The sequence below is a fragment of the Streptomyces sp. NBRC 110035 genome (genome assembly GCF_000829695.1).
In the GTDB taxonomy this organism is placed as follows: domain Bacteria; phylum Actinomycetota; class Actinomycetes; order Streptomycetales; family Streptomycetaceae; genus Streptomyces.
Genome location: NZ_BBNN01000026.1, coordinates 26,686 through 50,822 on the forward strand (window position 1 = coordinate 26,686; position 24,137 = coordinate 50,822).

A 24,137-nucleotide genomic window follows, 5' to 3' on the forward strand; every position below is an offset into this window, starting at 1 on the left:
TGGATTTGTGGCCCTTCGGGTCGCTTGCCGTCGAACGGGCGGCTTGGTGCGCGTTGCCCGATCGTAACCCCGTGGCCACCTGGGTCCCGTCTTCCGGACGCCGTCGAGACCGTGCCGTGATCACCCCTCACACGTAGGGGTGATCCGCTTGCCGCGAGGGGCGCTTGATGGTTGGTCAGGTAAGGGCCGGTGCGCCGGCGCGCGGAGGGCCGGACCGCTTCGTGTCGGTGGAAGCGGTCCGGACGCTGCGAACGGATTCGCTCTTCACGGACCTCCTTCCGCGATCGGAGGTGTCATGAGGCCCACTACCCGAACCGGCACGGTTCACACGCCCCTTTTCCGCCCCTTTGTCGGTCCCGGTGTCAGGTCCGCCGTCGCCTGCAGATCCGCGCCACCAGCAGGCCCACCACCGCCGCGCCCGCGAGCACCGCGGCGGCCCGCTCGGCGACCGGCAGACCAGCGGCGCGCAGCAGGTCGAGGGGCTCGTCCTGCGGGGCCCCGGTGTGCCGGAGGGGCTGCGCCGCACCGGTCGTGACAGCCTCGGCCGCCCCCGAGGCACCGGCCGTCCCCGCTGTGCCGGCCGTACCGGTCGTATCAGCCGCGGCCGCCTCTTCGGCCGCGCCGGCCGGCTGCGTCAGCTGTTCGGACAGGCAGGCGGCGAACCGGCCGATGATCTGCTCGCCGACGTCCGCCAGCACCCCGCGGCCGAACTGGGCCGGCCGCCCGGTCACGGTGAGATCGGTGCGCACGGACACCGCCGTGCCGCCGTCCCGCTCGCCGAGCGTCGCCGTGACGGTCGCCCGCGCGGTACCCTGGCCCCGGGTCTCCCGGCCACTGGCCACCAGCACCATCCGGTGTGCCGTTCCGTCCCGTTCCTCGAAGACGGCCGTGCCCCGGTAGGTCACGGTGACCGGGCCCACCTTGACCTTCACCGAGCCGGTCACCGCCTCGCCGTCGTACTCCTCGACGGTCGCCCCCGGCAGACACGGCGCGATCCGTTCGATGTCGAGGAGCGCCGGCCAGGCGTCGTCGACCGGGACGGGAACGGTGAACTCGTGATGCAGCTCCATGGCTTCCACCTCGCGGCTCGGTTCTCGGGGACAGGGGGCGCTCAGGGCGCGGGTGCGGGCGGATGGACCGCGCCCTCGGTCACGGACAGCGGTGCGCCCGTGCCGCCCCAGCGCAGCGCGACGATCTCGGCGGCCACCGACACCGCCACCTCCTCGGGGGTACGGGCCCCCAGGTCGAGCCCGACCGGTGAGCGCAGCCGGGACATCTCGGCCCCGGTGAGCCCGCTCTCCACCAGCCGGTCCCGCCGCTCCGTGTGGGTGCGGCGGCTGCCCATCGCGCCGATGCAGGCGGCCGGCCGGCGCAGCGCCTCCTGGAGCAGCGGCACGTCGAACTTCGGATCGTGGGTGAGGACACAGATCACCGTGCGCTCGTCGGTCTCCGTGCCCTGCAGATAACGGTGCGGCCAGTCCACGACCACCTCGACGCCCTCAGGGAAACGACGGGGCGTGGTGAACACCGGGCGGGCGTCGCAGACGGTGACGCGGTAGCCGAGGAAGCCCCCGATCCGTGCCACGGCCGCCGCGTAGTCGATCGCGCCGAAGACCAGCATGCGCGGTGGCGGCGCGAAGGACTGAAGGAACACCTCCACCGCGTCCTCACGGCGCTGCCCCCGGGGCCCGTAGTGACGCAGACCCGTGGCACCGAGGGCGAGTTCACCGCGTGCGTCGGCGGCGACCGCCGCGTCCAGGCCGGCCGTCCCCAGGGAGCCCGAGAGCCTGCCGGACCACACGGCGAGCGTCGCCCCGCGCGGCGCGGGACCGTCGGTCACCGTCGCCACGGTCACCGGTTCGCCCGCGGCGACCGACTCCGCGACGGCGCCGAACGCCGGATCCCGCTCCGGCGTCACCGGGCGCACGAGCAGGGTGATCTCGCCGCCGCAGGTCAGGCCGACCGCGAAGGCGTCGTCGTCGCTGTAGCCGAAGGTCTCCAGGCGGGCCTCGCCGTCGGCGACGACCTCCCGCGCCAGCTCGAACACCGCCCCCTCGACACACCCCCCGGACACACTGCCCACCACCTCGTCGTTCGGCCCCACGGCCATCGCCGCTCCCGGGTCGCGCGGTGCGCTGCGGCTGGTACCGACCACGCCGGCGAGGCCGAACGGCCGGCCCGCGGCGTACCAGCGGGTGAGCGCCGGAAGGATGTCACGCACGGTGGGCTCCTCCCCGGGGTGCGGCGGACGGGCCGGGGACGGCCCGGCCGGGGGAGGCGGCATCGTGGGGCGAGGCACCCCGCACCACCGTCGCCAGGTTCTCCAGGGCGGCCAGGCTGTGGCCCTCGACGAACACGTCCACGCTCGGCAGCGCCGCCGCCATCCCCGCGGCCAGCGGCGCGTAACCGGGACGCGCCTTGAGCGGATTGGCCCAGATCACCCGGTGGGCCAGCCGGTGCAGGCGGCGCATCTGAGCCGCGAGGAGTTCGGGGTCGCCGCGCTCCCAGCCGTCCGACATCAGCACCACCACGGCGCCACGGGCCATGCCCCGCTGCCCCCAGCGGTCGAGGAACTCCCGCAGCAGCTCACCGAGCCGGGTCCCGCCGCGCCAGTCGGGCACCGCGGCCCAGGCCGCGTTCAGAGCCGGACCGGGATCCCGGTGGGACAGCTCCCGGGTCACCCGGGTCAGCCGGGTGCCGATCGTGAACACCTCCGCCGTCCGGCCGCGTACGGCGGCGTGCGCGAAGCGCAGCAGCGCGTCCGCGTACGGTGCCATCGACCCGCTGACATCGACGAGCAGCACCAGCCGCCGCGGCCGTTCGGCCCGGACCCGGCGCCGCAGCCGGGCCGGTTCGCCGCCGCGCCGCAGCAGTTCCCGCACGGTCCGGTGCGGATCGACGTCCCCGCGCCGGGCAGGCCGGCGCCGCGCCGTGCGCCGGACCTCGCCGCACGGGGCCAGCGCCGCCAGCAGCCGCCGCACCTGCTCCCGCTCGCCGTCGGCCAGGTCCGCGAGATCGCGGTGGCGAAGCGTCTCGGTGGAACTGGCCCGGGCGGCCAGGGGCGGCCCCGGACGCTCCTCCTCCGTACCGGCCGCCCGGCGGCCCGCGACGTCGCGCACCACGAGCCGCCGCTGCGGCCGGGGCGTGGCCGGCACCGGCGGCCCGCCGGGCTCGCCGGTGCCGAAGTACGCGGCGAAGACCCGCTCGTAGCGCTCCAGATCGTCCCGGCCGGAGCACAGTGTCAGCCGCCCCGCCCAGTACACATCCGTCCGCGCCCCGGGCCGCAGGGCGTCCACCGCGCGCAGGAAGGCGTGCACCCGCTCTGCGCTCGCGTCGACGCCCGCCGCGCGCAGGACACGGGCGAATCCGAGGAGCACGGCGACCGCTTCGCGCGCTCCGTCCGCCGTGCCGGTCACGTCCGTCACCTCCCTCGTGCGGCGAGCACCGCCGCCAGGTCGAGTCCGCGGGCCCGCTCGGTGTCCTCCCGGTACTTCAGGGCGGAGCCGAGCGTGGCCACGGCGAGGTCCGCGTCGACCTCGTCGGCCCCGAGCGCGTCCAGGGCCTGCGCCCAGTCGATCGTCTCGGCCACCCCCGGCGGCTTGAGCAGATCCTGCGCGCGCAGCGCCTGCACCAGTGCGGTCACCTGCTCGGCCAGCCGCGCCGACACCCCGGGCAGCCGGCGTCGGACGATGGCCAGCTCGCGGGCGAAGTCCGGATGGCCGAACCAGTGGTACAGGCAACGCCGCTTGAGCGCGTCGTGCACCTCCCGGGTGCGGTTCGAGGTCAGCACGACCACCGGCGGCACCTTTGCCCGTACGGTGCCCAGCTCCGGGATCGTCACCGAGAACTCCGACAGCAGCTCCAGCAGGAAGGCCTCGAACTCGTCGTCGGCACGGTCGATCTCGTCGACGAGCAGCACGCACGGCTGTGTCTCGAGGGCCCGCAGCAGGGGCCGGGTGATCAGGAAACGGCGGTCGTACAGATCGCCCTCGAGGCGGTCGGCGTCCGTGATCCCGGCCGCCTCGGCGGCCCGCAGATGCAGCAGCTGACGGGGAAAGTCCCAGTCGTAGAGAGCCTGGGAGGCATCGATGCCCTCGTGGCACTGGAGCCGGATGAGCGAGGCGTCCAGTGCCTGGGCGAGGGCGGTCGCCAGCGCGGTCTTGCCGACGCCCGGATCGCCCTCGCAGAAGACCGGCCGGTGCAGCTTCAGCGCGAGAAAGCAGGCGATGGCCAGCCCGTCGTCGACGAGATACCCCGTCGCCTCCAGCCGGGCCCGCACCTCGTCCGGCCCGAAAGCCTCCTGGTCCGGCCTGCCCGATGCCGGGCCCGGTACGGACGCCGCGGCACGCGGTCCGGTCGTCCCCGGGCCCGGAACCGGTCCGGCACCCACCTTGCCCGGCCCGCCCGGTCCCGGTCCGCCGGGCCGCCTCACGCCCGGTTCCGTCCGGCCTGTCCCGCGCCTGCCTGGTTCCGTCCCGCCCGGTTCCGTCCGGCCTGTCCCGCGCCTGCCTGGTTCCGTCCCGCCCGGTTCCGTCCGGCCTGTCCTGTACCCGCCCGGCTCCGGTTCGTCCTGGTCCGCTCCGGCCCGGCCCGGCCCGTCGTTTCCCGCTCCGCCGCTGATCGGCCTCACCCCATCCCGGCCGCGGTCAGCACCGCCCGCCGGGTGAGCACCTGCGCCAGGTGCGCCCGGTACTCGGGCGAGCCCGAGGTGTCCTGGGGTGGCTGGGTGCCGTCCGGCGCCGACTGCGCGGCCCGTGCCACGGCCGACGCGTCGTCGCAGCCGGCCAGGGCCCGCTCGGCCGCCGTGGCCCGCAGCGGGGTCGCGCCCATGTTGCTCAGCCCGACCCGCGCCTCTGCGATCCGTCCGTTGTCGCGACGCACCAGCGCCGCCACACCGACGATCGCGTAGGACTGTGCCACCGTGTGGAACTTCTCGTAGTGGAAGCCCCAGCCGTCCGTCTTCGGCACCCGCACCTCGACCAGCAGTTCGTCGGGTGCAAGCACCGTCTCCAGGTAGTTGACGAAGAACTCGCGGGCCGGGACCGTACGCCGGCCGGCCGGATGGGCGACGACCAGCTCGCCGTCCATGGCCAGCACCGCCGCGGGCAGATCCGCGGCCGGGTCCGCGTGCACCAGCGAGCCGCCGAGGGTGCCCCGGTGCCGTACGGCCGGGTCGGCGACCGTGCGGGTGGCGGCGGCCAGCAGTCCGGCGTGCCGGCGCACCAGCGGGTCCCGGACGACCTCGTGGTGCGTGGTCATCGCGCCGATGACGAGCGTGCCGCCGTCCTCGCGCACTCCGCGCAGCCCCGGTACCCGGCCGATGTCCACGACCAGTTCGGGGAAGGCCAGCCGCAGCCTGAGCAGGGGCAGCAGGCTCTGCCCGCCGGCCAGCACCTTCGCCTCCTCACCGCCGTCGGCGAGCACCCGCAGCGCCTCGTCGAGGCCGGTGGGCCGGGCGTAGTCGAATGACGGGGGGATCATGCGGAGGCCTCCTTCGCCGAGCGCACTGCCCGCCACACCCGCTCGGGCGTGCACGGCATTGTCACGTCGTTCACCCCGAGCGGCCGCAGAGCGTCCACGACCGCGCCGACCACGGCGGGCGTCGAGGCGATCGTCCCCGCCTCGCCGACGCCCTTGACGCCCAGCGGGTTGGAGGTCGCCGGCGTCTCGGTCCGCTCCGTGACGAACTCCGGGAGGTCACCGGCCACCGGGACCGGATAGTCGGCCATGGTGCCCGTGACCAGGTTGCCCTCGTCGTCGTACACGGCCTCCTCGTACAGCGCCTGCGCGATGCCCTGGGCGAGACCACCGTGCACCTGTCCCTCCACGATCACCGGGTTGATCACCCGGCCCACGTCGTCGACGCAGACGTAGGAGCGGATCCGGGTCCTGCCCGTCTCGGTGTCGACCTCGACGGCACACAGGTGGGTGCCGTGCGGGTACGAGAAGTTCTCCGGATCGACCACCTGGTCGGCGTTGATGGTGGGTTCCATGCCGTCGGGCACGTCGTGCGAGGTGAACGCCTCGAACGCGATCTCCTGGATCGTCCTGCGCGCCTCGGGCGAGCCCTTGACGCTGAACACGCCGTCGGTGAAGTCGAGGTCGTTCTCGTTCGCCTCCAGCAGGTGCGCAGCGACCTTGCGGGCCTTCTCGACCACCTTCCCGGCCGCGTGGTGCACCGCCGACCCGCCGACCACCAGCGATCGCGAACCGTACGTGTCCATGCCCTGAGGGGCCGCCCTGGTGTCGCCGTGCACCACCTCGATGTCCTCGAACGGCACGCCCAGCACGTCCGCGGCGATCTGGCTCCAGCTCGTCACGTGCCCCTGCCCGTGCGGGCTGGTGCCGGTGACCACCTCGACCTTGCCGGTGGGCAGCATGCGGATGCTCGCCGCCTCCCAGCCGCCGGCCGCGTACCGCAGGTCCCGCAGCACCCGGCTCGGGGCGAGCCCGCACATCTCGGTGTACGTCGACACACCGATGCCGAGCCGTACGGTGTCGCCGCGCTCGTTGCGCTTCTGCTGCTCGGCCCGCAGATCGTCGTACCCGAACAGCGCGAGCGCTTTCTCGGTGGCCGCCTCGTAGTTGCCGCTGTCGTACGTCAGGCCCGCGATCGAGTCGTACGGGAACTCCTCGTGCCGGATCCAGTTCCGGCGCCGTACCTCCACGGGGTCGATGCCGAGCTCGGCCGCCAGCTCGTCCATGATCCGCTCGATGGCGAACGTGGCCTCCGGGCGCCCGGCGCCGCGGTACGCGTCCGTCGGTGTCTTCGTCGTGAACACACCCGTACAGGTGAAGTCGTAGGAGTCCATCTTGTAGATCGCCGGGTACATGAAGGCGCCGAGGATCGGGATGCCGGGCGTGACCAGCATCAGATAGGCGCCCATGTCGGCGAGCAGGTCGACCTTCAGACCGAGCAGCCTGCCCTCGCCGGTCGCGGCGACCTCGACGTCCTGGATCATGCCGCGGCCGTGGTGGGTGGCCAGATAGCCCTCGGAACGGGACTCGGTCCACTTCACCGGCCGCCCCAGCCGCCGGGCGACCTCCAGCGCGACGGCCTCCTCCCCGTACACCTGGAGTTTGGAACCGAACCCGCCGCCCACGTCGGGGGCGACCACCCGCAGCTTCTGTTCCGGGATCCCCGTGACCGTCGCCAGCATCACCCGCAGGATGTGCGGGACCTGGGTGGCCGAATAGACTGTGTACTCGCCGGAGGCGGCGAGCGGCGTGACGACGACCGCGCGCGGCTCCATCGCGTTCGCGATCAGCCGCTGCTGGTGGAAGCGGCGGCTGACGACCACGTCGGCACGCCGCTTGACCGTCTCGTAGTCCTCGCCCGCCTTCAGCGGCCACACGTAGCTGCGGTTGGTGCCCTTGTCCGCGTGGACCAGCGGGGCGCCCTCGGCGAGTGCCGCCTCCAGGTCGAGTACCGGCTCCAGCGGTTCGTAGTCGACCTCGACCGCCTCCAGCGCGTCGGCCGCCGCGTAGCGGTCGCGGGCCACCACGACCGCCACCGGATCGCCCGCGTGCCGCACCTCGTCGACCGCGACCGGCGGATGGTCCGGCAGCACGATGTCCTCGGTGACCGGCCAGGCGCAGGGCAGCGAACCGAGTCCCTCGGCCAGGTCACGTCCGCTGAACGCGGCGACCACACCGGGGCGTTCGAGGGCGGGGGAGACGTCGACCCGCTCGATTCGGGCGTGCGCCACGGGGCTGCGCAGGATCGCGATGTGCAGCAGACCGGTGACGGAGATGTTGTCGGTCCAGTTGGTCTGCCCGGTGACCAGCCGGGCGTCCTCCTTGCGGAGCCGGCCCCGGCCCACCTCGCGCTCGACGTTCCGGTCGGTGCTCTGGTCGGTCATGCCGTGACCTCCTCCGACACGGCGGCGGCGAGGACCGCGCGGACGATGTTCTGGTAACCGGTGCAGCGGCACATGTTGCCCTCGAGCGCATCGCGCACCTCGTCCGCGTCGGGGTCCGGGTTCTCGCGCAGCAGATCACGCGCCGCCATGATCATCCCGGGGGTGCAGTAGCCGCACTGCAACGCGTGCTGCTCGTGGAAGGCGCGCTGCAACGGTGTCCACTCGCCGTCCCGGGCCAGCCCCTGGACGGTGGTCACCTCGCCCCCGTCGGCCTGGACTGCCAGCACCGAGCAGCTCTTCACGCTCATGCCGTCCAGTTCGATCGTGCAGGCTCCGCAGCTCGAGGTGTCGCAGCCGACCGGGGTACCGGTCAGGCCGAGCCGGTCGCGCAGGTAGTGGACCAGCAGCAGACGGGGCTCCACCTCGTCCTCGTACGTCGTGCCGTCCACTTTCACCGAGATACGGGTCATGTGCTCTCCAGAGACCGTGCGGGCGGATACGGAGTGTCGGCGGACCATGGGGGTGACGCAGGTCACTCTAGGGCCGGTCCCGCAGGACGGCGAGTGGTGCGCACCGACCTGTCGGGCGTCGATCCACCGCTGAGCTCCGGCGCGTTCACGGCAGACGTCCGCGGTGCCGGCACCCGCGCTCCATGACCGGAGCACGGGTGCCCGGTCCGTGTCCTGTGCTTCCCGGCGCCCTACACCGCGCCCGGCCGGAACGGACCGCTCACTCGTCCCAGGCCTGGATCATCGTCTGGTCGGTGATCCTGCCGTCGTGCAGCGAGACCATCGACTCCGAGTACACCCGCACCCCGTCCGGGTAGACACAGGTCTCGCTGAAGGCGGCCCGGTCGTCCTGGATGACGCACCGCTCCAGCTGGTGCGTCATGTCACGGCTGTAGACGTCGTCGAGCATGGTGGCGATCTCGTCCCGGCCGCGCAGGACCATGGGGTGGCTGGGCTGGGTGTTGCGGTCCACGATGCGCAGCTCGGCGTCGTCCGCGTAGAGCGCCGTCAGGGGCGCGGCCGTCGGGGCCTCGAGACCCCGGCGCAGTGTGTCGGTACCGAAGCGGGGTCCTGCCGAGGTTGTCATGATGACCTCCTTCGAGGGCCTCGGCCCGGTCCGGAGCGGGCCACGCCGGGCCTCACCTACGAGCCTCCCCCTGCCCGGTGAGTACGGCAAGCCCGCCCCGCCCGCTCCCCGGCCCGCCCGCTCCCCGCCCCGCCCGATTCCCCCGGCCGGCGGGCGGAACCGTTTGTCCGGGTCCGGGGCGGACCGGCTGAGAGGGATCACCCGCTCGTCGCGAGGAACTGCGTCGCCGCCAGCTCCGCGTACAGCGGGTCGGCGGTCACCAGTTCCCGGTGCGTGCCGACCGCGCGGACCCGGCCCGCGTCCATCACCACGATCCGGTCGGCCATCGTCACCGTCGACAGCCGGTGCGCGACCACCAGCACCGTCGTCGTCCGGGCCACATCGGCGACGGTGTCGCGCAGCGCCGCCTCGTTCACCGCGTCGAGCTGCGAGGTGGCCTCGTCGAGCAGCAGCAGCCGGGGGCCGCGCAGCAGCGCGCGGGCTATGGCCACCCGCTGGCGCTCTCCGCCGGACAGTTTGGTGCCCCGATGCCCCACCAGGGTGTCGAGCCCGTCCGGGAGCCTGGCGACGAGCCCGTCGAGCCGGGTCGTCTTCACCACCCGCGCCACCGCGTCGTCGTCCGCCTCCCGGTTCCCGAGCAGGAGGTTGTCGCGCAGGGAACCCGACAGGACGGGCGCGTCCTGTTCCACGTAGCCGATCGAGGACCGCAGCCGCGACAGCTCCCAGTCGGCCAGATCCCGCCCGTCGAGGGTGATCACCCCGGAGTCCGGGTCGTAGAAGCGCTCGATGAGCGAGAAGACGGTGGTCTTGCCCGCGCCGGACGGGCCGACGAACGCGGTCATGCCCTGCGCGGGCACGGTGAACGAGACTCCGTGGTGCACGTACGGCAGATCGTCCGCGTAGCGGAAGCGTACGTCGTCGAAGGCGAGCGCGGCGGGCGCGGCACCCGGCGCGGGCAGGAGCGCGGGCCCCGCGGCCGGCTCCGCGGGCAGCCGCAGCGCCTCCTGGATACGGGCCAGGGCGGCGCTGCCCGTCTGGTACTGCGTGATCGCGCCGACGACACTCTGGATCGGCATCATGAGGTAGAAGACGAACAGCAGGAACGCCACCAGCGTGCCGATGTCGATGGCGCCCGTCGCCACCCGCGCCCCGCCCACCGCGAGCACCGTGATGAAGGCGACCTGCATCGCGAGCCCCGCCGTGTTGCCCGCCGCCGCCGACCACTTGGCGGCGCGCACGCTCTGCCGCCACGACTCCTCGGCCGCCTCGTGCAGCGCGCGCTCCTCCCGTGGCTCGGCACCGGAGGCCTTCACCGTGCGCAGCGCGCCCAGCACCCGTTCCAGGGAGGCCCCCATCACGCCGACCGCGTCCTGTGCCTGCCGGCTGGCCCGGCTGATGTGCGGCACGATGAGCGCCAGGACCGTCCCCGCACCCACGATCACGGCCAGGGTGACCCCCAGCAGTACCGGGTCGACGAAGCCCATCAGTGCGATGGTCGCGACCAGCGTCAGACCGCCCGTGCCGAGGCCCACCAGCGAGTCCGTGGTGACCTCCCGCAGCAGCGTGGTGTCGGAGGTGATGCGGGCCATCAGGTCGCCGGGCTCACTGCGGTCCACGGCCGTGATCCGCAGGCGCAGCAGATACGACGACAGCGAGCGCCGCGCCCCCAGCACCACCGATTCGGCGGTACGCCGCAGCACGTACGAACCCAGCGCGCCCAGCGCGGCGTTGGCGACGACGAGGGCGGACATCAGCACCAGGGCGCCGGTGATGGCCCGGTCGTCCGACAGGTCGTCGATCAGGCCCCGGGCGACCAGCGGCAGCATCAGACCGGTCGCGCCCGTCAACAGGGACAACGAGGCACCGCCCAGCAGGGCCCACCGGTGAGGCCGCACGTAACCGAGGAGTGTCCGCCAGGCGGGCGGACCCGACTTCTGTACTGCCTTCGGCGCTGCGCTGGTCACGTCACTCCCTGGGCGTCGGGCGGAGAGTTCAGGCTACGTCGCAGCGGTGGCCCCGGGACACGCAGGGTCGCCCCCCGTCCACCCGGCACGGAACACGGATGCGGAACACCGGTACGAACGCCACGACCTGCTGTGGAGCCGACCGGCCGGGTCACGGGCAGGTCGCATAGGGTCGACAGGACGTACCACCGGGAGACGAAGGAGCCAGCACCATGGCGCAGGAAGTACGCGGCGTGATCGCACCGGGCAAGGACGAGCCGGTACGCATCGAGACGATCGTCGTACCCGACCCGGGGCCGGGCGAGGCGGTCGTCCGCATCCAGGCCTGCGGGGTGTGCCACACCGACCTGCACTACAAGCAGGGTGGCATCAACGACGACTTCCCCTTCCTGCTCGGCCACGAGGCCGCGGGTGTCGTGGAGGCGGTGGGCGACGACGTGACCGACGTCGCCCCCGGCGACTTCGTCGTCCTCAACTGGCGTGCGGTGTGCGGCAAGTGCCGTGCCTGTCTGCGCGGACGCCCCTGGTACTGCTTCGACACGCACAACGCGAAGCAGAAGATGACCCTCACCGACGGCACCGAACTCTCCCCGGCGCTCGGCATCGGAGCCTTCGCCGAGAAGACGCTCGTCGCCGCCGGACAGTGCACCAAGGTCGACCCCACGGTCTCCCCGCAGGTCGCCGGCCTGCTCGGCTGCGGTGTGATGGCCGGCATCGGTGCCGCGATCAACACCGGCAGCGTCGGCCGGGGCGACTCCGTCGCCGTCATCGGCTGCGGCGGCGTCGGCGACGCCGCCATCGCCGGCGCCCAGCTCGCCGGAGCGGCGCGGATCATCGCCGTCGACATCGACGACCGCAAGCTGGAGACCGCCCGCTCCATGGGCGCCACCCACACCGTCAACTCCCGTACAGCCGACCCGGTCGAGGCGATCCGCGAACTCACCGGCGGCTTCGGCGCCGACGTCGTCATCGAGGCCGTGGGCCGCCCCGAGACGTACGAACAGGCCTTCTACGCCCGCGACCTGGCCGGCACCGTCGTCCTCGTCGGCGTGCCCACCCCGGAGATGAAGCTCGAACTGCCGCTCGCCGACGTGTTCGGCCGCGGCGGCTCCCTGAAGTCGTCCTGGTACGGCGACTGCCTGCCCTCGCGCGACTTTCCCATGCTGATCGACCTGCACCAGCAAGGCCGTCTGGACCTCGGGGCGTTCGTCACCGAGACGATCCGGCTCGACGAGATCGAGAAGGCCTTCGAGCGGATGCACCACGGTGACGTGCTGCGCTCGGTGGTGGTGCTCTGATGACCACCCGCATCGAACACCTCGTCACCTCCGGGCAGTTCAGCCTCGACGGCGGAACCTGGGACGTCGACAACAACGTGTGGATCGTCGGCGACGACCACGAGGTGATCGTCATCGACGCCGCCCACGACGCCGACGCCATCGCCGAGGCCGTGGGCGACCGCCACCTGAAGGCGATCGTGTGCACCCACGCCCACAACGACCACATCGACGCCGCACCCGCCCTGGCCGAGCGCACCGGGGCCACCATCTGGCTGCACCACGACGACCTGCCGCTGTGGAGGCAGACCCACCCGGACCGCGACCCCGACGCCTGGCTGGTCGACGGCCAGGTGATCGAGGCGGCCGGCGCCGACCTCACCGTGCTGCACACGCCGGGGCACGCGCCCGGGGCGGTCTGCCTGTACGATCCCGGGCTCGCCACCGTGTTCACCGGCGACACCCTGTTCCAGGGCGGTCCCGGCGCCACCGGCCGTTCGTTCTCCCACTTCCCGACGATCATCGACTCGATCCGGGACCGGCTGCTCACGCTCCCGCCCCGGACCACGGTCCGCACCGGCCACGGCGATCCGACCACCATCGGCGCGGAGGCCCCGCACCTCGAGGAGTGGATCGCCCGCGGCCACTGAGGCCGCTTCGGTGACTGCCGGGAAAAGGTGACAGAGGATGTCCGGCTTACCCGTCACGCTCGTAACGACAGCAGATCGCTGTCGCACGTGACGGGAGGCCGGATCATGCCGGAGTCGACCACCGGGTCGTCGAACAGCAACGGCCCGTCGAGCAACGACGGGTCGTCGCAGCACAAGGTCGCACTGGTCGCGGGAGCGACCCGGGGAGCCGGACGGGGCATCGCCGTCGAACTGGGCGCGGTGGGCGCCACCGTCTACGTCACCGGACGCAGCACCCGCGCCGAGCGCTCCGAGTACGATCGCCCGGAGACCATCGAGGACACCGCCGACCTGGTCACCGAGGCCGGCGGGCGGGGCATCGCCGTCCCCACCGACCACCTGGACCCCGCCCAGGTCAAGGCCCTCGTCGAGCGCATCGCCGACGAGCAGGGCCGCCTCGACGTCCTCGTCAACGACATCTGGGGCGGCGAGAAGCTCTTCGAATGGGACGCCCCCGTCTGGGAGCACGACCTCGACAAGGGTCTGCGCCTGCTCCGGCTCGCGGTGGACACCCACGCCGTCACCAGCCACCACGCCCTGCCCCTGCTGCTGCGTCACCCCGGCGGCCTGGTCGTCGAGGTCACCGACGGCACCGCGGACTACAACCGCGACGCCTACCGCGTCTCCTTCTTCTACGACCTCGCCAAGACGTCCGTCCTGCGCATGGCCTTCGCCCTCGGCCACGAACTCGGCCCGCGCGGCGCCACGGCCCTCGCGCTCACCCCCGGCTGGCTCCGCTCGGAGATCATGCTCGACGAGTTCGGGGTGGGGGAGGACAACTGGCGGGACGCCCTGACCCGCGTGCCCCACTTCGCCATCTCCGAGACCCCGCGCTACGTGGGCCGGGCCGTCGCCGCGCTTGCCGCCGACCCACGGGTGTCCCGCTTCAACGGCACCTCCCTCTCCAGCGGCGGCCTCGCCCGCGAGTACGGCTTCACCGACCTCGACGGCAGCCGTCCGGACGCCTGGCGCTACCTCGTCGAGGTCCAGGACCCGGGCAAGCCGGCGGACGTCACGGGCTACCGCTGACGGTTCGCTCTCCCCGTTGCCGCGGTCACGCCTGCGGCGCGTCCCCGAAGCCCGGGATTTTCAGCCGGGTACCGCCCTGCGGTGCCGACGGGTGGGCGACGGGCGGCCGCCCGGGCGCTCACCGAGGGCAGGGCACGGGTGCTCCCGGCGGTCACGAAGTCGTCCACGAGGCAGGTGTGGACGCCCTCGTGACCGTTGGGCTGCAGTGGCTCGCCGACGTGGAGGTCACCGAGGCCGGGGCGCGCCTGGAACAGGGCGGCGAACCGGCCGGCGCCGACGACACCGGGCGAGGACGTCATGAACGCGTGCCCTTCACCAGGGATGGAAAGGGCTGCGGACGGGGGCTCGGGGATGTGAAATCGCCCACGTTCCATGGCAGATGGACGTGATCAGCAACACTGTCCGTTATGTCGGATTGGGTCATTAATGCTCACGCGGCTTTCACGTCGGTGGCCCTATGCTTCACAGCATGTCCACCACTCTCGAACCGTCACCCGAGCGATCGGCTGCCGAGGTCAACGAGGAGATCCGGGCCCTGTGGCTCCGGTCGGGCGGGACGCTGAGCGGCGAGCAGCGCGCGGAGTACCAGCGCCTCGTCCAGGAGTGGGCCGCGGCCCTCCCCGAGCGGGCCGAGGCGGCCTGAGGCGCCGCACGGGCTCTGCCGCCTTTTTTCCCCTCGCCGGTCCTCCCTCCCTCCCTCCCTCCGCCCCGGCCTCGGCCGGGACGCATCCGCCTTCCTCGTGGCCGGGGCCGCCCGGGGCACGGGTGAGCATCCCCGCAGATGCCCGGGCCGGTGCCCGGCTCAGCCCCATGTCGCCGAGTAGTACCGCTGGTACGCCTTGCGGTCCTGCTCCGACCGGATCCAGCGGGTCGCCATCAGAGCCATCAGGCTGCCCCCGATGACCAGCATCCCGGGTCCCACGTTCCGAGGGTCGGCCAGGCGGGACAGCAGTGTCGACGTACTGGTCCCCGCCGCCGACGAACCCGGTGACGCGGTGTCCGGAGCCGCCGCCGCGCCCTCCGTCGACGGAGCGGGGGCGGCCGTGTCCGCGTCGCCCCCGGCCGCCGGGGCCACGAGGAGGTCCACCTTCAGCTGCGCCAGTGCCTTCGTGACCGGCTGGAAGAACGTCGTACCGTTCGCCTGCCGGCAGTCGCCGCTGCCGCCCGACGTCACACCGAGTGCGATGCCCTCGGAGAACATCGGGCCGCCGCTGTCACCGGGCTCTGCGCACACATTGGTCTCGATGAGGCCGCCGACCGTGCCCTCCGGGTAGTTCACCGTCGCGTTGAGCGCCGTCACCTCCCCGTCGCGCAGCCCGCTGGTGCTGCCGCTGCGGAACACCCGCTGGCCGACGGTGGGGTCGCCGACGCCCGTGATCCGTACGCCCTGGCCGTTGCCGACCGAGACGACACCGGCGTCCTCACCGGCCCGGCCGCCGTCGTACTCGATCAGGGAGTAGTCGTCGCCGGGGAAGCTGCCGCCGACCGTGGTGCCGACCTTCCTCCTGCCTCCGTCGTCGGCGAACCAGACCGACCCGTCCGGCCCGCAGTGCCCGGCCGTGAGGATGAACTCACGCTTGCCGTCGGTCACGTTGAAGCCCGCGGAGCAGCGCCCGGCGGTCGACAGGATGGGCTCCGCCCCGTTGATCCGCGTGGTGAAGGTGCCCTCGGTGCGTTCCATGCGAACGAAACCACCGGCTCCTTCCGCCACTCGGGTCAGATCGGACCAGTCGTCCGCGGACACCGTGCTGTCGCCGCGTACCACCACCTCGTTCGACCGGTAGTCCATGGCCCAGGCCGTCCCCGGTACGCGCGGCGCCGACCCCAGCGTCCGAGTGGCCGACTTCAGGTCGCGCATGCTGTGGCGCACCATCTTCGGGTCCGCGCCGGCCTTCCGCACCTCGGCCGCGGCCTTCTCGTCGGTGACTGCGACGACCGTCCGCCCGTCCTCGCCGAGCCAGCTGCCCGCCGTACGGGAGGAGCCGAGCCGCGACACGAGCGCGGAGCCGGGACCGGTGTCCTCCTCGGACGCGGCGTACGGAACCGGGGCCGGCGCCGGGGGTTCGCTCGCGACGGCGCGGGTCACCATCGTCGCTCCGAGGAGGAGTCCGCCGACGGCAGCCAGCCGTGTCACTCGCCGGACGACCCGTCGTCGTGCGTGCCTCATGCATGACTCCCGAACCAGAGCAGCGCGGTGCGAACACCGCGGGGCCTCCCCTGAGTCGAGTGCCCTCAGTCCATACGGACACGGGCCCCGCCGTGTTCACCGCCGGAGCGATCCGATGCCGGGAGGTGTCGACCGGCCCGCGCACCGACCGCAGGAGGCGCCGGCCGGACCTAGACTGCCGGATATGGACAACGCGTTGCTCGAGCGGCTCGGAGCGGGAAAGTACCTGCTGGTCACCAGCCACCGGCGGAACGGCACGCCGGTGGCCACCCCGGTGTGGGTGGTGCGGGACGGGGACACGCTCGGGGTCTGGACCGCCGCCGACTCCTGGAAGGTGAAGCGCATCCGGGCCCGCGCCGATGTCCTGGTCGGCCCCTGTGACGTGCGCGGCCGCCCGAGCGGTGACCAGGTCCCGGCCACCGCGGCGATCTGCGATGCGGACACCACTGCCCGCTACCGCGAGCTGATCGCTCGCAAGTACGGCCTGCCGGGCCGGCTGACGCTGCTCGGCAGCCGACTGCGCCGGGGCCGGGACGGCACCGTCGGCATCCGGGTCACGCTCGCCGACTGAAGCTCCGGCCGACTGAACTCCTGCTGTCCGGAGGGGGCTGCCGGGCGGACGGTCAGGTCCAGGCGCGGCAGGGCTCGTCGACGAGCTGGAAGACCGGCTCCCCGCGCACCGGGTCCTTGGCCGTGGACAGCCGCACCCGGTCCCCGCCGTGGATGCCGATCGGCGGTCCCATGACCCTGCCGCGGACGACGAAGCCCTCGGCCATCTCGATCAGAGACACGTTCCGGGCGGCCGGCGTATTGCGGTGCAGCGTCGTGGAGTGGCGGACCGTGCCGACGCCCGCGCTGCGCTCCGTACGCAGGTCGCTGCCCTGACAGACGGGGCACAGCAGCCGGTGGTACATCGCGGTGCCGCACCAGGTGCACCGCTGGAAGGCCAAGGCCTCCGCACTGTTCGCCGCCTGGTGATCGAGCAGACCCGTCGTGGTGCCGGCTGCCTGCTGGGCCGCGCTTCCTGAGTGGTGGTACACGCTGGTCAACTCCCTGCACCCGGCCGCCATCCCGCGCGCACGGTGCCCCGGCGCGCATGTGCCCGGTGTGTCCTGCGCCACCGTGCACAGCGACAGGGTATGGCACTCAGTGTCACCCGTAAAGGCACTCCGTACCCTCTGATGGTGTCCGCCGTGTTCCCGCGCCGTTCCGGCACCGGTGGATCATTCGTATGATCAGGTCCCTGTGTCCCCCGAGGAGCCCCGCATGGCGCCCGCCCGCCCCCGTCCCCGCCTCCTGTACGTCACCGATCCGACGTATCCGGCCCGCGGGCGCCGCTACGGCGACGAGGACGTCCGGCTCGCCTCCCGGCTGCGCGCCGACTTCGACCTGACGCTCTGTCACCCCCGGGACGCGGCTGCGCGGCTGGACGGCTTCGACGCCGTGGTCGTCCGCAACAGCGGCCCGGTCATGACGTACCCGGACGCCTACGACGCCTTCCGCGAGCGGGCCACGGAGACCGGGAAGCCGGTCTGCAACCCGCTCACGGGCCGGGGCGACATGGCCGGCAAGGGGTATCTGCTCGAACTGGGCACCGCCGGGCGGCCGGTGATCCCCACCGTCGACCGCGCGGAGGACCTGCACCTGCTGCCCCCGGCGGACCGGTACGTGGTCAAACCCAGGCTCGGCGCCGACTCGACGGGGCTGCGTGTCGTCGCCGCGGACGCCGTACGGGAGCTCGTCGTCGGCAGCGTGCTGGTGCAGCCGTACATCGACTTCGCGTACGAGGTCTCCTTCTACTTCGTCGACCACGACATCCAGTACGCCCTGTACGCCCCGGACCCCGGTCGGCGCTGGCGGCTGGAGCCGTACGAAGCCACCCCGCGCGACCTGGAGTTCGCCCGGGGCTTCGTCGACTGGAACACCCTCGACCACGGCATCCAACGGGTCGACGCCTGCCGTGCCCCGGACGGCGGACTGCTGCTGGTCGAGCTGGAGGACCTGAACCCGTACCTGTCCCTCGACGCCCTGGACGCGGCGTCCCGGGAGTCCTTCGCGTCCACCATGACGGCTTCCCTGCACCGCTTTCTGCGTGCCGCCGGTTGAACCTCCGCCACTCCCGGTGCGTATCTCCTCCCGTGGGCGGTCCCGCCCTCGTGCGCAGCGGAAGGAGAGCAGCGTGCCGACGCCGTCCGACCCCGGGCAGCCGCACGACGGCCCGCCCCTCGAGCCCGTCCGCGTCCTGCGCCCCCGCCGCACGGACGCGCTCGCCGAACTGTTCAAGGAGTTCGAACGGGAGGAGCGCGAGGGCTACGAGTCCGTCACCCTGCCCCGGCCCGTGGCCGGTGCGCAGGACGAGACGCAGGAGTTCCCGCCGGCCGCCCCCGAACCCCCCAGCCGGCCGCCGGCGGCCGTGCCCGGCCCGGCGCACGAGAGCTTCACGCACCACGCTCCCGCGTCCGGCCGCACCGCCCCCCGGCGCCGCTCACCCCACGGCCCTTCGCGTGACGGCACTGCGCCCGGCCGCTCCCCGCACGCCGGCACGCACAGTCCCGCGACGCGACGGGCCGCCGTGGCGATCGCCGTGGCCGCGGCGGCGGTCCTCGGCTTCGGCGGAGCGGTCCTGCTCCTGGGGCAGAACTCCGACGTCCGTGCCACGCCCGGCTCCCGCCCCTCCGTGAGTCCGCCCGCGACCGCGCCCGCCGCACCGCCCGCGCGGGCCCCGGACGCCCCCGGGTTCCTCAGCGAGGGCGACTCGGGACCCGAGGTGACCGAACTCCAGGAACGTCTCCTGCGCATCCCGGACGTCTACCGCGACGGCGCCGCCAGCGGCCGCTACGACGCCACCCTGTCGGCGGCCGTCGCCCGGTTCCAGCTCTGGTACGGCGTCCGGGGCGACGAGACCGGCGTCTACGGCGACGACACCCGCCGCGCGCTGGAGTCCCGTACGGGATGACGCCCGACCGGCGCGCCCCGCCCCGGTCAGCGGCCCGATTCCGCCAGTGCCCGGGTGACCGCGCGCACGCTGCGGGCGATGTGCTGCAACTGCATGACCTCGGCCGCGTACAGCTTGATCGTGTGCTCGATGACCCCTTCGTGCAGGCCCAGCCGGGGCAGGTCGGCCCGTGCCGTCTGCAGGGCGGTGCGCGCCACCCGGATCTCGTGCTCGACCTGGATCTGGGCGTGCCGCGCCAGCAGGACGGGGTGCCGGATGAACGCGGGGTAGCTCGCGTAGCGCGCCGGTACCAGCTCGCGCAGCCACCTGGCCGCCGAGCGCTCCCAGTCGTAGCTGCCGGGTGCCTTGACCTGGCAGGGCCAGTCCGGACTGAGGCGCGTGGACGTCACGGTCATGATCATCGCTTCCGGGTGTGCGGCGTCGCTGGGGTGGGCGACGGGTGGGGCTGCCCCGGTCCGGTGCGGCGCCCGGTCCGGGGGGCGGTCCGACGGTCTTGGGCGTTCGCGCAGGACATGCCGTGATCCGCCAGCAGTATTTATATATGCCATCCGGTTTTCAAGGCGCATGAAAACATTCATGCGTGCTTTGAAGGGGAGGGTCCGCCCGATGGTGCCGTCAGTCCCGGAGGAAGAACTGATGCTGGTCGGCGACCTGCTCGTACTCGTCGAGCCGTGCCTGTGTCCGCTCCGGGTCCGCGTCCGTCATGGCCTGGAGCAGTGCCGCGCACATCACGCCCGCGGCGGCGTACGAGTCGAACACCAGACGTGACCCGGTGCCGGTCGCGAAGGTGACGTCGGCCTCGTCCGCGAGAGGGCCCAGCGCCAGGTCGGTGATCAGCGCGACCTTCAGTCCCGCGTCCCGGGCGACCCGCACCGCCGTCAGGGTCTCCTGGGCATGCCGCGGCATGGAGAACGCCAGCACCCACGAGCCGCCGGCCTCCCGTGACTGCAGCAGTGCGTCGTAGGCGACGCTGCCGCCGCGGGTCACCAGCCGGACGTCCGGGTGGATACGGCGGGCGGCGTAGCCGAAGTACTCGGCGAGGGACACGGAGATGCGCAGCCCGAGGACGGTCAGCGGCACGGACGCCGCCAGCGTGCGGCCGATCTCGACGACCCGGCCGGGATCGGCGAAGTCCCGCCGCAGGTTCTCCAGGTTCTCGATCTCGGCGTCCACCGCCGCCTGCAGCTCGTTGCCCCGGTTCTCCTCCGCGGGCCCGCCGGGGAGCGCGCCGAGGGCGATCGCCTGGAGCTTCTCCCGCAGCGCGGGGTAGCCGCTGAAGCCGACCGCAGAGGCGAACCGGGTCACCGAGGGCTGGCTCACCCCGACGCGCTCGGCGAGGTCCGTGATCGACAGGAACGCGGCCTCCGTGAGGTGCTCGATCAGATACTGGGCGATGCGCCGCTGCCCGGGGGAGAGGCGGGGCCGGTCGAACAGTGTGCGGAGCTGGGACGTCGGGGACACCTCCGTGTCCCGGTCCGCGCTCCCCGAGGTGATCGCGGATGCCTGTGCGCGTGTCTGCTGCGGCGATGGCACCGGGGCGCCTCCTTCGTCTCCCACGACGGTTCGATTGGGTCCGTCACCTGTGGACACACGGCACCGCCGACGCCGGAACCACGAGGTCCGCGCGGTGCCGGGTCCGCGTCACCAACTCGGCGTTGGGTCCGTCCGAGCGCGTGACCCAGGCCACCGCCTCGTCCCGGGGCTTGCCGAACTCCACGTGCCGGGCCACCAGCCGCCGGACCCGCTCCTTCTCGTCCAGCTCGCAGAACCACACCTCGTCGAGCTGCGGCCGCACCCGCGCCCACGCGCCGGTGTCCAGCAGCAGATAGTTCCCCTCCGTCACCACCAGCCGGGCCGTCGGCGGCACCGCGACGGCCCCCGCGACCGGCTGCTCCAGCACCCGTTCGAAACCGGGTGCGTACACGACGTCCCCGTATGTCTCCTCGCGCAGCCGCCGCAGCAGAGCCGCGTACCCGGCCGCGTCGAAGGTGTCCGGGGCGCCCTTGCGGTCCCGGCGGCCGAGCCGGTCCAGTTCGACGTCGGCGAGATGGAAGCCGTCCATCGGGACGTGGGCGGCCCACGGCTCCCCGGTGCCGTTCAGTACCCGTACCAACTCCCCGGCGAGCGTGGACTTTCCGGCCCCGGGACTGCCCGCGATGCCGAGTACCGCGCGCCGGCCGTCCCGGCCGAGGGCTCGGGCCCGGTGGAGGAGATCGTCGAAGGTCGGCGCCATACGGGAGAGTGTGCCACCCCCGGCTGCCCCGCCCGCTGCCCGCCCGTCGCCGGGTGCGGTCCACCGGGACGGGGGACCATGTCCCGTATGACGGATCTGGGTCTGCCCGAGAACATCCTGGCCTGCCTCTTCGACCTCGACGGTGTCATCACCAGGACCGCCGCCGTTCACGCGGCGGCCTGGAAGCAGGCGTTCGACACCTTCCTGCGCGAGCGGGACGGCACGCGCTTCCGGCCGTTCACCGACGCCGACTACGCCGCGTACGTCGACGGCCGCCCGCGGTCCGACGGCGTACGCGTCTTCCTCGCCTCCCGCGGTCTCGACCTGCCCGAGGGCGCGCCGGACGATCCGCCCGGGGCCGCGACCGTGCACGGGCTCGCCCGCCGCAAGAACGAGCTGTTCCTGGAACGGATCCGCGCCGGCGGAGTGGAGGCCTACGACGGCACCTTGCGCTACGTCCGGGCAGCCCGTGCCGACGGCCTGCGCACGGCCGTCGTCTCCGCCAGCGCCAACTGCCGGGACGTGCTGCGCGCCATCGATGCCGAGCGCCTCTTCGACACCCGTGTGGACGGTGTGGTCGCCGCCGAGCGCGGCCTCCCCGGCAAGCCGCGCCCGGACACCTTCCTCGCCGCCGCCAGGGACCTCGGGGTCCCGCCCGGCCGGGCCGCCGTGTTCGAGGACGCGCTGGCCGGCATGGACGCGGGCCGCGCCGGTCGTTTCGGATACGTCGTCGGCGTGGACCGCGTCGGCCGGCCAAACGCGCTCTACGCCCGTGGCGCCGACCGGGTCGTGACGGACCTCGCCGAACTCACCGGAGGACCCGCAGGTCCCGCAGAGCGGTGACCGCATCCGACGCCCCCGCCTGCCCCGGCGCGTTTAGCGGGTTAATTTGTACCTTTTTGCGCGTAGGTGATCGGCTGGATCAGCGGCACACAGGACAAAGGACGGACGATGGCCGACGGCAGGAGCGACCTTCTCGCCGGAGGACGGCGACGCGGACGTACGCCCTCGCCGGGCGCATCCCGTCCCGCGAGCGGCACCGCACCGCTCGCGGTCCTGGCCGCCGTCTTCGCCGTCGCCCAACTCGTTCTCGTCCGCCCCGCGCTGGGACTCGGCTGGGACGAGATCGTCTACGTCAGTCAGGTCACCTCCCACCATCCGGCCGCCTTCTTCAGCGCCCCGCGCTCCCGGGGCGTCCCCCTCCTGGTGGCGCCCGTCGCCTCCTGGTCGGAGTCCACCGCACTGCTGCGGGTCTACCTCGCCGTCCTGTCCGGCCTGGGCCTGTACCTGGCGCTGCGCGCCTGGCGCGGGCTGTTTCCCACCCGGGTCCTGGTCACGGGCGGCGTCCTCTTCGCGTCCTTGTGGGTGACCCTCTTCTACGGCCCCCAGGCCATGCCCAACCAGTGGGTCGCACTCGGAGCCCTGATCGCCGTCGGCTGCTTCCTGCGCCACCACGCCGACCGCTCCGCGCGCGGAGCGCTTCGGGGCATCGCGGCGGGGGCCGCGCTGATGGCGCTGATGCGGCCCACCGACGCCGTATGGGTGACGGTTCCGCTGCTGGCCCTCGCCCTGGCCGGCCGGCGCGTCCGCCCGCTGCTCGCACTCGCGGCGGGTCTCGGGGCGGGCGCGGCCGAGTGGCTGGCCGAGGCCTACGCCTGGTACGGCGGCCCGGGGGAGCGGCTGGCCGAGGCCTCCCGCATCCAGGGAGGACTCGGCCTGCACCTCGCCGTCGACGACCACATGCGCAGCCTGGGCGGGCGCGGTCTGTGCCGTCCGTGCACCGGGGCGATGCCCCATCCGGTGATCACCCTCTGGTGGTTGGCCCTGCCGCTCCTGGCCGTCATCGCGCTGGTCGTCGCCGTACGGGCCCGGCGCGTGCTGCGCACCGTGCTGCCGCTGGCCTGCGCCGTCACGGCCGCCCTCCCGTACCTCTTCATGATCGGGTACGCGGCTCCCCGCTTCCTCCAGCCCGCCTACGCCCTGCTCGCGATCCCCGTCGCCGACGCGCTGTGGCATCTGGTCGGCACACCGTCCGGGAGACGGCGGCCGGTCGTGACGTCACTGGTCGCGCTCGCGCTGGCCGGGCATCTGACCGTGCAGTCGGCCGTCCTGGTGCACATCGTGGACCGCACCACCGGCAACCGCCGGGACTGGGCCCGCACCGCCGGCGAACTGCACCGGCTCGGCGTCCGCCCGCCCTGCCTGATCACCGGTCACGAAGCCATTCCCGTGGCCTACTACACCGGCTGTTCCTCCGGCGGAACGGGCGGGAACAACGAGAACATCACGGTGGCGGAGATCCTGAGCGCCGCGGACCGCGTGCCCGTCGCCGCGCTCACCGGCCCCGGCGGAACCCCGCCCTGCTACGCCCGCGCCTGGTCCGCGCACACGATCGGCGACCTCCGGGCCAGGATCGCGCCGACGCCGGGGCAGGCCGCCCCGAGGACCGCGGCCACGGTCGGGCCGGGGTGACGGGCGGGCAACGGGGAGGGCCGGGCAGGGGTCAGGGGAGGATCTTGTCCAGTGCGGCGGGACCTTCCTCCTCGAGCTTGCGCCTGGCCCATTCGAGATTCTGCGGGGTGAGATCCTTGCCGGAGGCAAGGACGAGGTCCTCCGGTGACACGTCGGTGCCGGTACGGGCGTGGAGCAGGCCGTCCGGAGTGGTGCGCTCCTCGGGCGGCCGTGACTCCTCGGGCTGGGACGTCGGCATCTCTTACTCCTCGGGTCCGGATGGCTGTGGTGGCCCCGGTGCGGTCATCGGGTCCGGTATCACCATTCAACGCGGGAGCCCGCCGTGCATCCGGAACACGGGGGCGCCGCCTCGAAGGGGCCGCTCCTCATGTGCAGGAGTACCTTCCCCGGCCC

The 24,137-nt window shown here is 73.1% G+C and carries 24 protein-coding genes; 9 read left to right on the forward strand and 15 right to left on the reverse strand.

The annotated features are described in order from the left end of the window. Positions 1 to 362: 362 nt before the first annotated feature. The 9 genes from TU30_RS16245 to TU30_RS16285 all read right to left on the reverse strand — a co-directional run bounded on the left by TU30_RS16245 (position 363) and on the right by TU30_RS16285 (position 10,921). Positions 363 to 1,070, reverse strand: a complete 708-nt coding sequence (locus TU30_RS16245; RefSeq protein ID WP_042170446.1) for an SRPBCC family protein — start codon at positions 1,068 to 1,070, stop codon at positions 363 to 365. Positions 1,071 to 1,111: 41 nt separating this feature from the next. After that, a complete protein-coding gene (locus TU30_RS16250; RefSeq protein ID WP_042170766.1) occupies positions 1,112 to 2,221 on the reverse strand; it encodes an XdhC family protein in 1,110 nt (369 codons plus the stop codon). Next, complete coding sequence (locus tag TU30_RS16255) at positions 2,214 to 3,416, reverse strand: VWA domain-containing protein (RefSeq protein ID WP_078878321.1); 1,203 nt, start codon at positions 3,414 to 3,416, stop codon at positions 2,214 to 2,216. Before TU30_RS16255 ends, TU30_RS16250 begins: the two co-directional genes overlap by 8 nt. A 5-nt stretch (positions 3,417 to 3,421) precedes the next feature. Further along, entirely contained in the window at positions 3,422 to 4,432 is a 1,011-nt protein-coding gene (locus tag TU30_RS16260) for an AAA family ATPase (RefSeq protein ID WP_370626660.1), read from the reverse strand. Positions 4,433 to 4,626: 194 nt separating this feature from the next. Continuing rightward, positions 4,627 to 5,481 carry a xanthine dehydrogenase family protein subunit M gene (locus TU30_RS16265; protein ID WP_042170449.1) on the reverse strand — a complete coding sequence of 285 codons (855 nt, stop codon included), beginning with the start codon at positions 5,479 to 5,481 and terminating at the stop codon, positions 4,627 to 4,629. Next, the gene (locus TU30_RS16270; RefSeq protein WP_042170450.1) at positions 5,478 to 7,862 is read right to left on the reverse strand and encodes a xanthine dehydrogenase family protein molybdopterin-binding subunit; all 2,385 of its coding nucleotides are present in this window, start codon (positions 7,860 to 7,862) and stop codon (positions 5,478 to 5,480) included. Before TU30_RS16270 ends, TU30_RS16265 begins: the two co-directional genes overlap by 4 nt. Then, positions 7,859 to 8,332 (reverse strand): (2Fe-2S)-binding protein, encoded by a 474-nt coding sequence (locus TU30_RS16275; protein ID WP_042170452.1) that lies wholly within the window; start codon positions 8,330 to 8,332, stop codon positions 7,859 to 7,861. Before TU30_RS16275 ends, TU30_RS16270 begins: the two co-directional genes overlap by 4 nt. A 259-nt stretch (positions 8,333 to 8,591) precedes the next feature. Then, positions 8,592 to 8,957, reverse strand: a complete 366-nt coding sequence (locus tag TU30_RS16280; RefSeq protein WP_042170454.1) for a nuclear transport factor 2 family protein — start codon at positions 8,955 to 8,957, stop codon at positions 8,592 to 8,594. Positions 8,958 to 9,154: 197 nt separating this feature from the next. Next, positions 9,155 to 10,921, reverse strand: a complete 1,767-nt coding sequence (locus tag TU30_RS16285; protein ID WP_042170457.1) for an ABC transporter ATP-binding protein — start codon at positions 10,919 to 10,921, stop codon at positions 9,155 to 9,157. A 212-nt stretch (positions 10,922 to 11,133) separates the two neighbouring features. Here TU30_RS16285 and TU30_RS16290 point away from each other — a divergent pair, with 212 nt between their 5' ends. The 4 genes from TU30_RS16290 (at position 11,134) to TU30_RS16310 (ending at position 14,559) form a co-directional block, all read left to right on the forward strand. Then, positions 11,134 to 12,219 (forward strand): S-(hydroxymethyl)mycothiol dehydrogenase, encoded by a 1,086-nt coding sequence (locus TU30_RS16290; RefSeq protein WP_042170459.1) that lies wholly within the window; start codon positions 11,134 to 11,136, stop codon positions 12,217 to 12,219. Then, positions 12,219 to 12,848: an MBL fold metallo-hydrolase gene (locus TU30_RS16295; protein ID WP_042170461.1), complete on the forward strand. Its 630-nt coding sequence runs from the start codon at positions 12,219 to 12,221 to the stop codon at positions 12,846 to 12,848. Before TU30_RS16290 ends, TU30_RS16295 begins: the two co-directional genes overlap by 1 nt. 105 nt (positions 12,849 to 12,953) lie before the next feature. After that, the gene (locus TU30_RS16300) at positions 12,954 to 13,916 is read left to right on the forward strand and encodes an SDR family oxidoreductase (protein WP_234307881.1); all 963 of its coding nucleotides are present in this window, start codon (positions 12,954 to 12,956) and stop codon (positions 13,914 to 13,916) included. 457 nt (positions 13,917 to 14,373) lie between these two features. Continuing rightward, positions 14,374 to 14,559: a hypothetical protein gene (locus TU30_RS16310; protein ID WP_042170465.1), complete on the forward strand. Its 186-nt coding sequence runs from the start codon at positions 14,374 to 14,376 to the stop codon at positions 14,557 to 14,559. Positions 14,560 to 14,718: 159 nt separating this feature from the next. Here TU30_RS16310 and TU30_RS16315 read toward each other — a convergent pair whose 3' ends face one another. Beyond that, complete coding sequence (locus tag TU30_RS16315; protein WP_078878315.1) at positions 14,719 to 16,083, reverse strand: S1 family peptidase; 1,365 nt, start codon at positions 16,081 to 16,083, stop codon at positions 14,719 to 14,721. Between the two features lie 184 nt (positions 16,084 to 16,267). On the opposite strand from TU30_RS16315, the gene TU30_RS16320 reads away from it, so the two are divergent. Then, entirely contained in the window at positions 16,268 to 16,654 is a 387-nt protein-coding gene (locus TU30_RS16320; RefSeq protein WP_042170470.1) for a PPOX class F420-dependent oxidoreductase, read from the forward strand. Between the two features lie 52 nt (positions 16,655 to 16,706). Here the strand turns inward: TU30_RS16320 and TU30_RS16325 are convergent, their stop codons facing one another. Then, a complete protein-coding gene (locus TU30_RS16325) occupies positions 16,707 to 17,123 on the reverse strand; it encodes a Zn-ribbon domain-containing OB-fold protein (protein WP_042170472.1) in 417 nt (138 codons plus the stop codon). 226 nt (positions 17,124 to 17,349) lie between these two features. Here TU30_RS16325 and TU30_RS16330 point away from each other — a divergent pair, with 226 nt between their 5' ends. Further along, on the forward strand, positions 17,350 to 18,189 hold the full coding sequence (locus TU30_RS16330) for a hypothetical protein (RefSeq protein WP_042170475.1): 840 nt from the start codon (positions 17,350 to 17,352) through the stop codon (positions 18,187 to 18,189). A 73-nt stretch (positions 18,190 to 18,262) separates the two neighbouring features. Next, positions 18,263 to 19,039, forward strand: coding sequence for a peptidoglycan-binding protein (locus tag TU30_RS16335; protein WP_042170477.1), 777 nt, complete (start codon positions 18,263 to 18,265; stop codon positions 19,037 to 19,039). A gap of 26 nt (positions 19,040 to 19,065) precedes the next feature. Here the strand turns inward: TU30_RS16335 and TU30_RS16340 are convergent, their stop codons facing one another. The 3 genes from TU30_RS16340 to TU30_RS16350 form a co-directional block, all read right to left on the reverse strand. Then, positions 19,066 to 19,440: a hypothetical protein gene (locus TU30_RS16340; protein ID WP_042170479.1), complete on the reverse strand. Its 375-nt coding sequence runs from the start codon at positions 19,438 to 19,440 to the stop codon at positions 19,066 to 19,068. 214 nt (positions 19,441 to 19,654) lie between these two features. Further along, positions 19,655 to 20,572, reverse strand: coding sequence for a MurR/RpiR family transcriptional regulator (locus TU30_RS16345; protein ID WP_042170483.1), 918 nt, complete (start codon positions 20,570 to 20,572; stop codon positions 19,655 to 19,657). A 43-nt stretch (positions 20,573 to 20,615) separates the two neighbouring features. Next, complete coding sequence (locus TU30_RS16350; RefSeq protein WP_042170486.1) at positions 20,616 to 21,272, reverse strand: nucleoside/nucleotide kinase family protein; 657 nt, start codon at positions 21,270 to 21,272, stop codon at positions 20,616 to 20,618. Positions 21,273 to 21,359: 87 nt separating this feature from the next. Between TU30_RS16350 and TU30_RS16355 the strand changes: the two genes are divergently transcribed. Together TU30_RS16355 and TU30_RS16360 are read left to right on the forward strand one after the other, a co-directional pair. After that, the gene (locus TU30_RS16355) at positions 21,360 to 22,115 is read left to right on the forward strand and encodes an HAD family phosphatase (RefSeq protein ID WP_042170488.1); all 756 of its coding nucleotides are present in this window, start codon (positions 21,360 to 21,362) and stop codon (positions 22,113 to 22,115) included. Between the two features lie 108 nt (positions 22,116 to 22,223). Beyond that, the gene (locus tag TU30_RS16360) at positions 22,224 to 23,744 is read left to right on the forward strand and encodes a hypothetical protein (RefSeq protein WP_042170490.1); all 1,521 of its coding nucleotides are present in this window, start codon (positions 22,224 to 22,226) and stop codon (positions 23,742 to 23,744) included. Positions 23,745 to 23,775: 31 nt separating this feature from the next. Here the strand turns inward: TU30_RS16360 and TU30_RS16365 are convergent, their stop codons facing one another. Beyond that, complete coding sequence (locus TU30_RS16365) at positions 23,776 to 23,982, reverse strand: hypothetical protein (RefSeq protein ID WP_042170491.1); 207 nt, start codon at positions 23,980 to 23,982, stop codon at positions 23,776 to 23,778. Between the last annotated feature and the right edge of the window lie 155 nt (positions 23,983 to 24,137).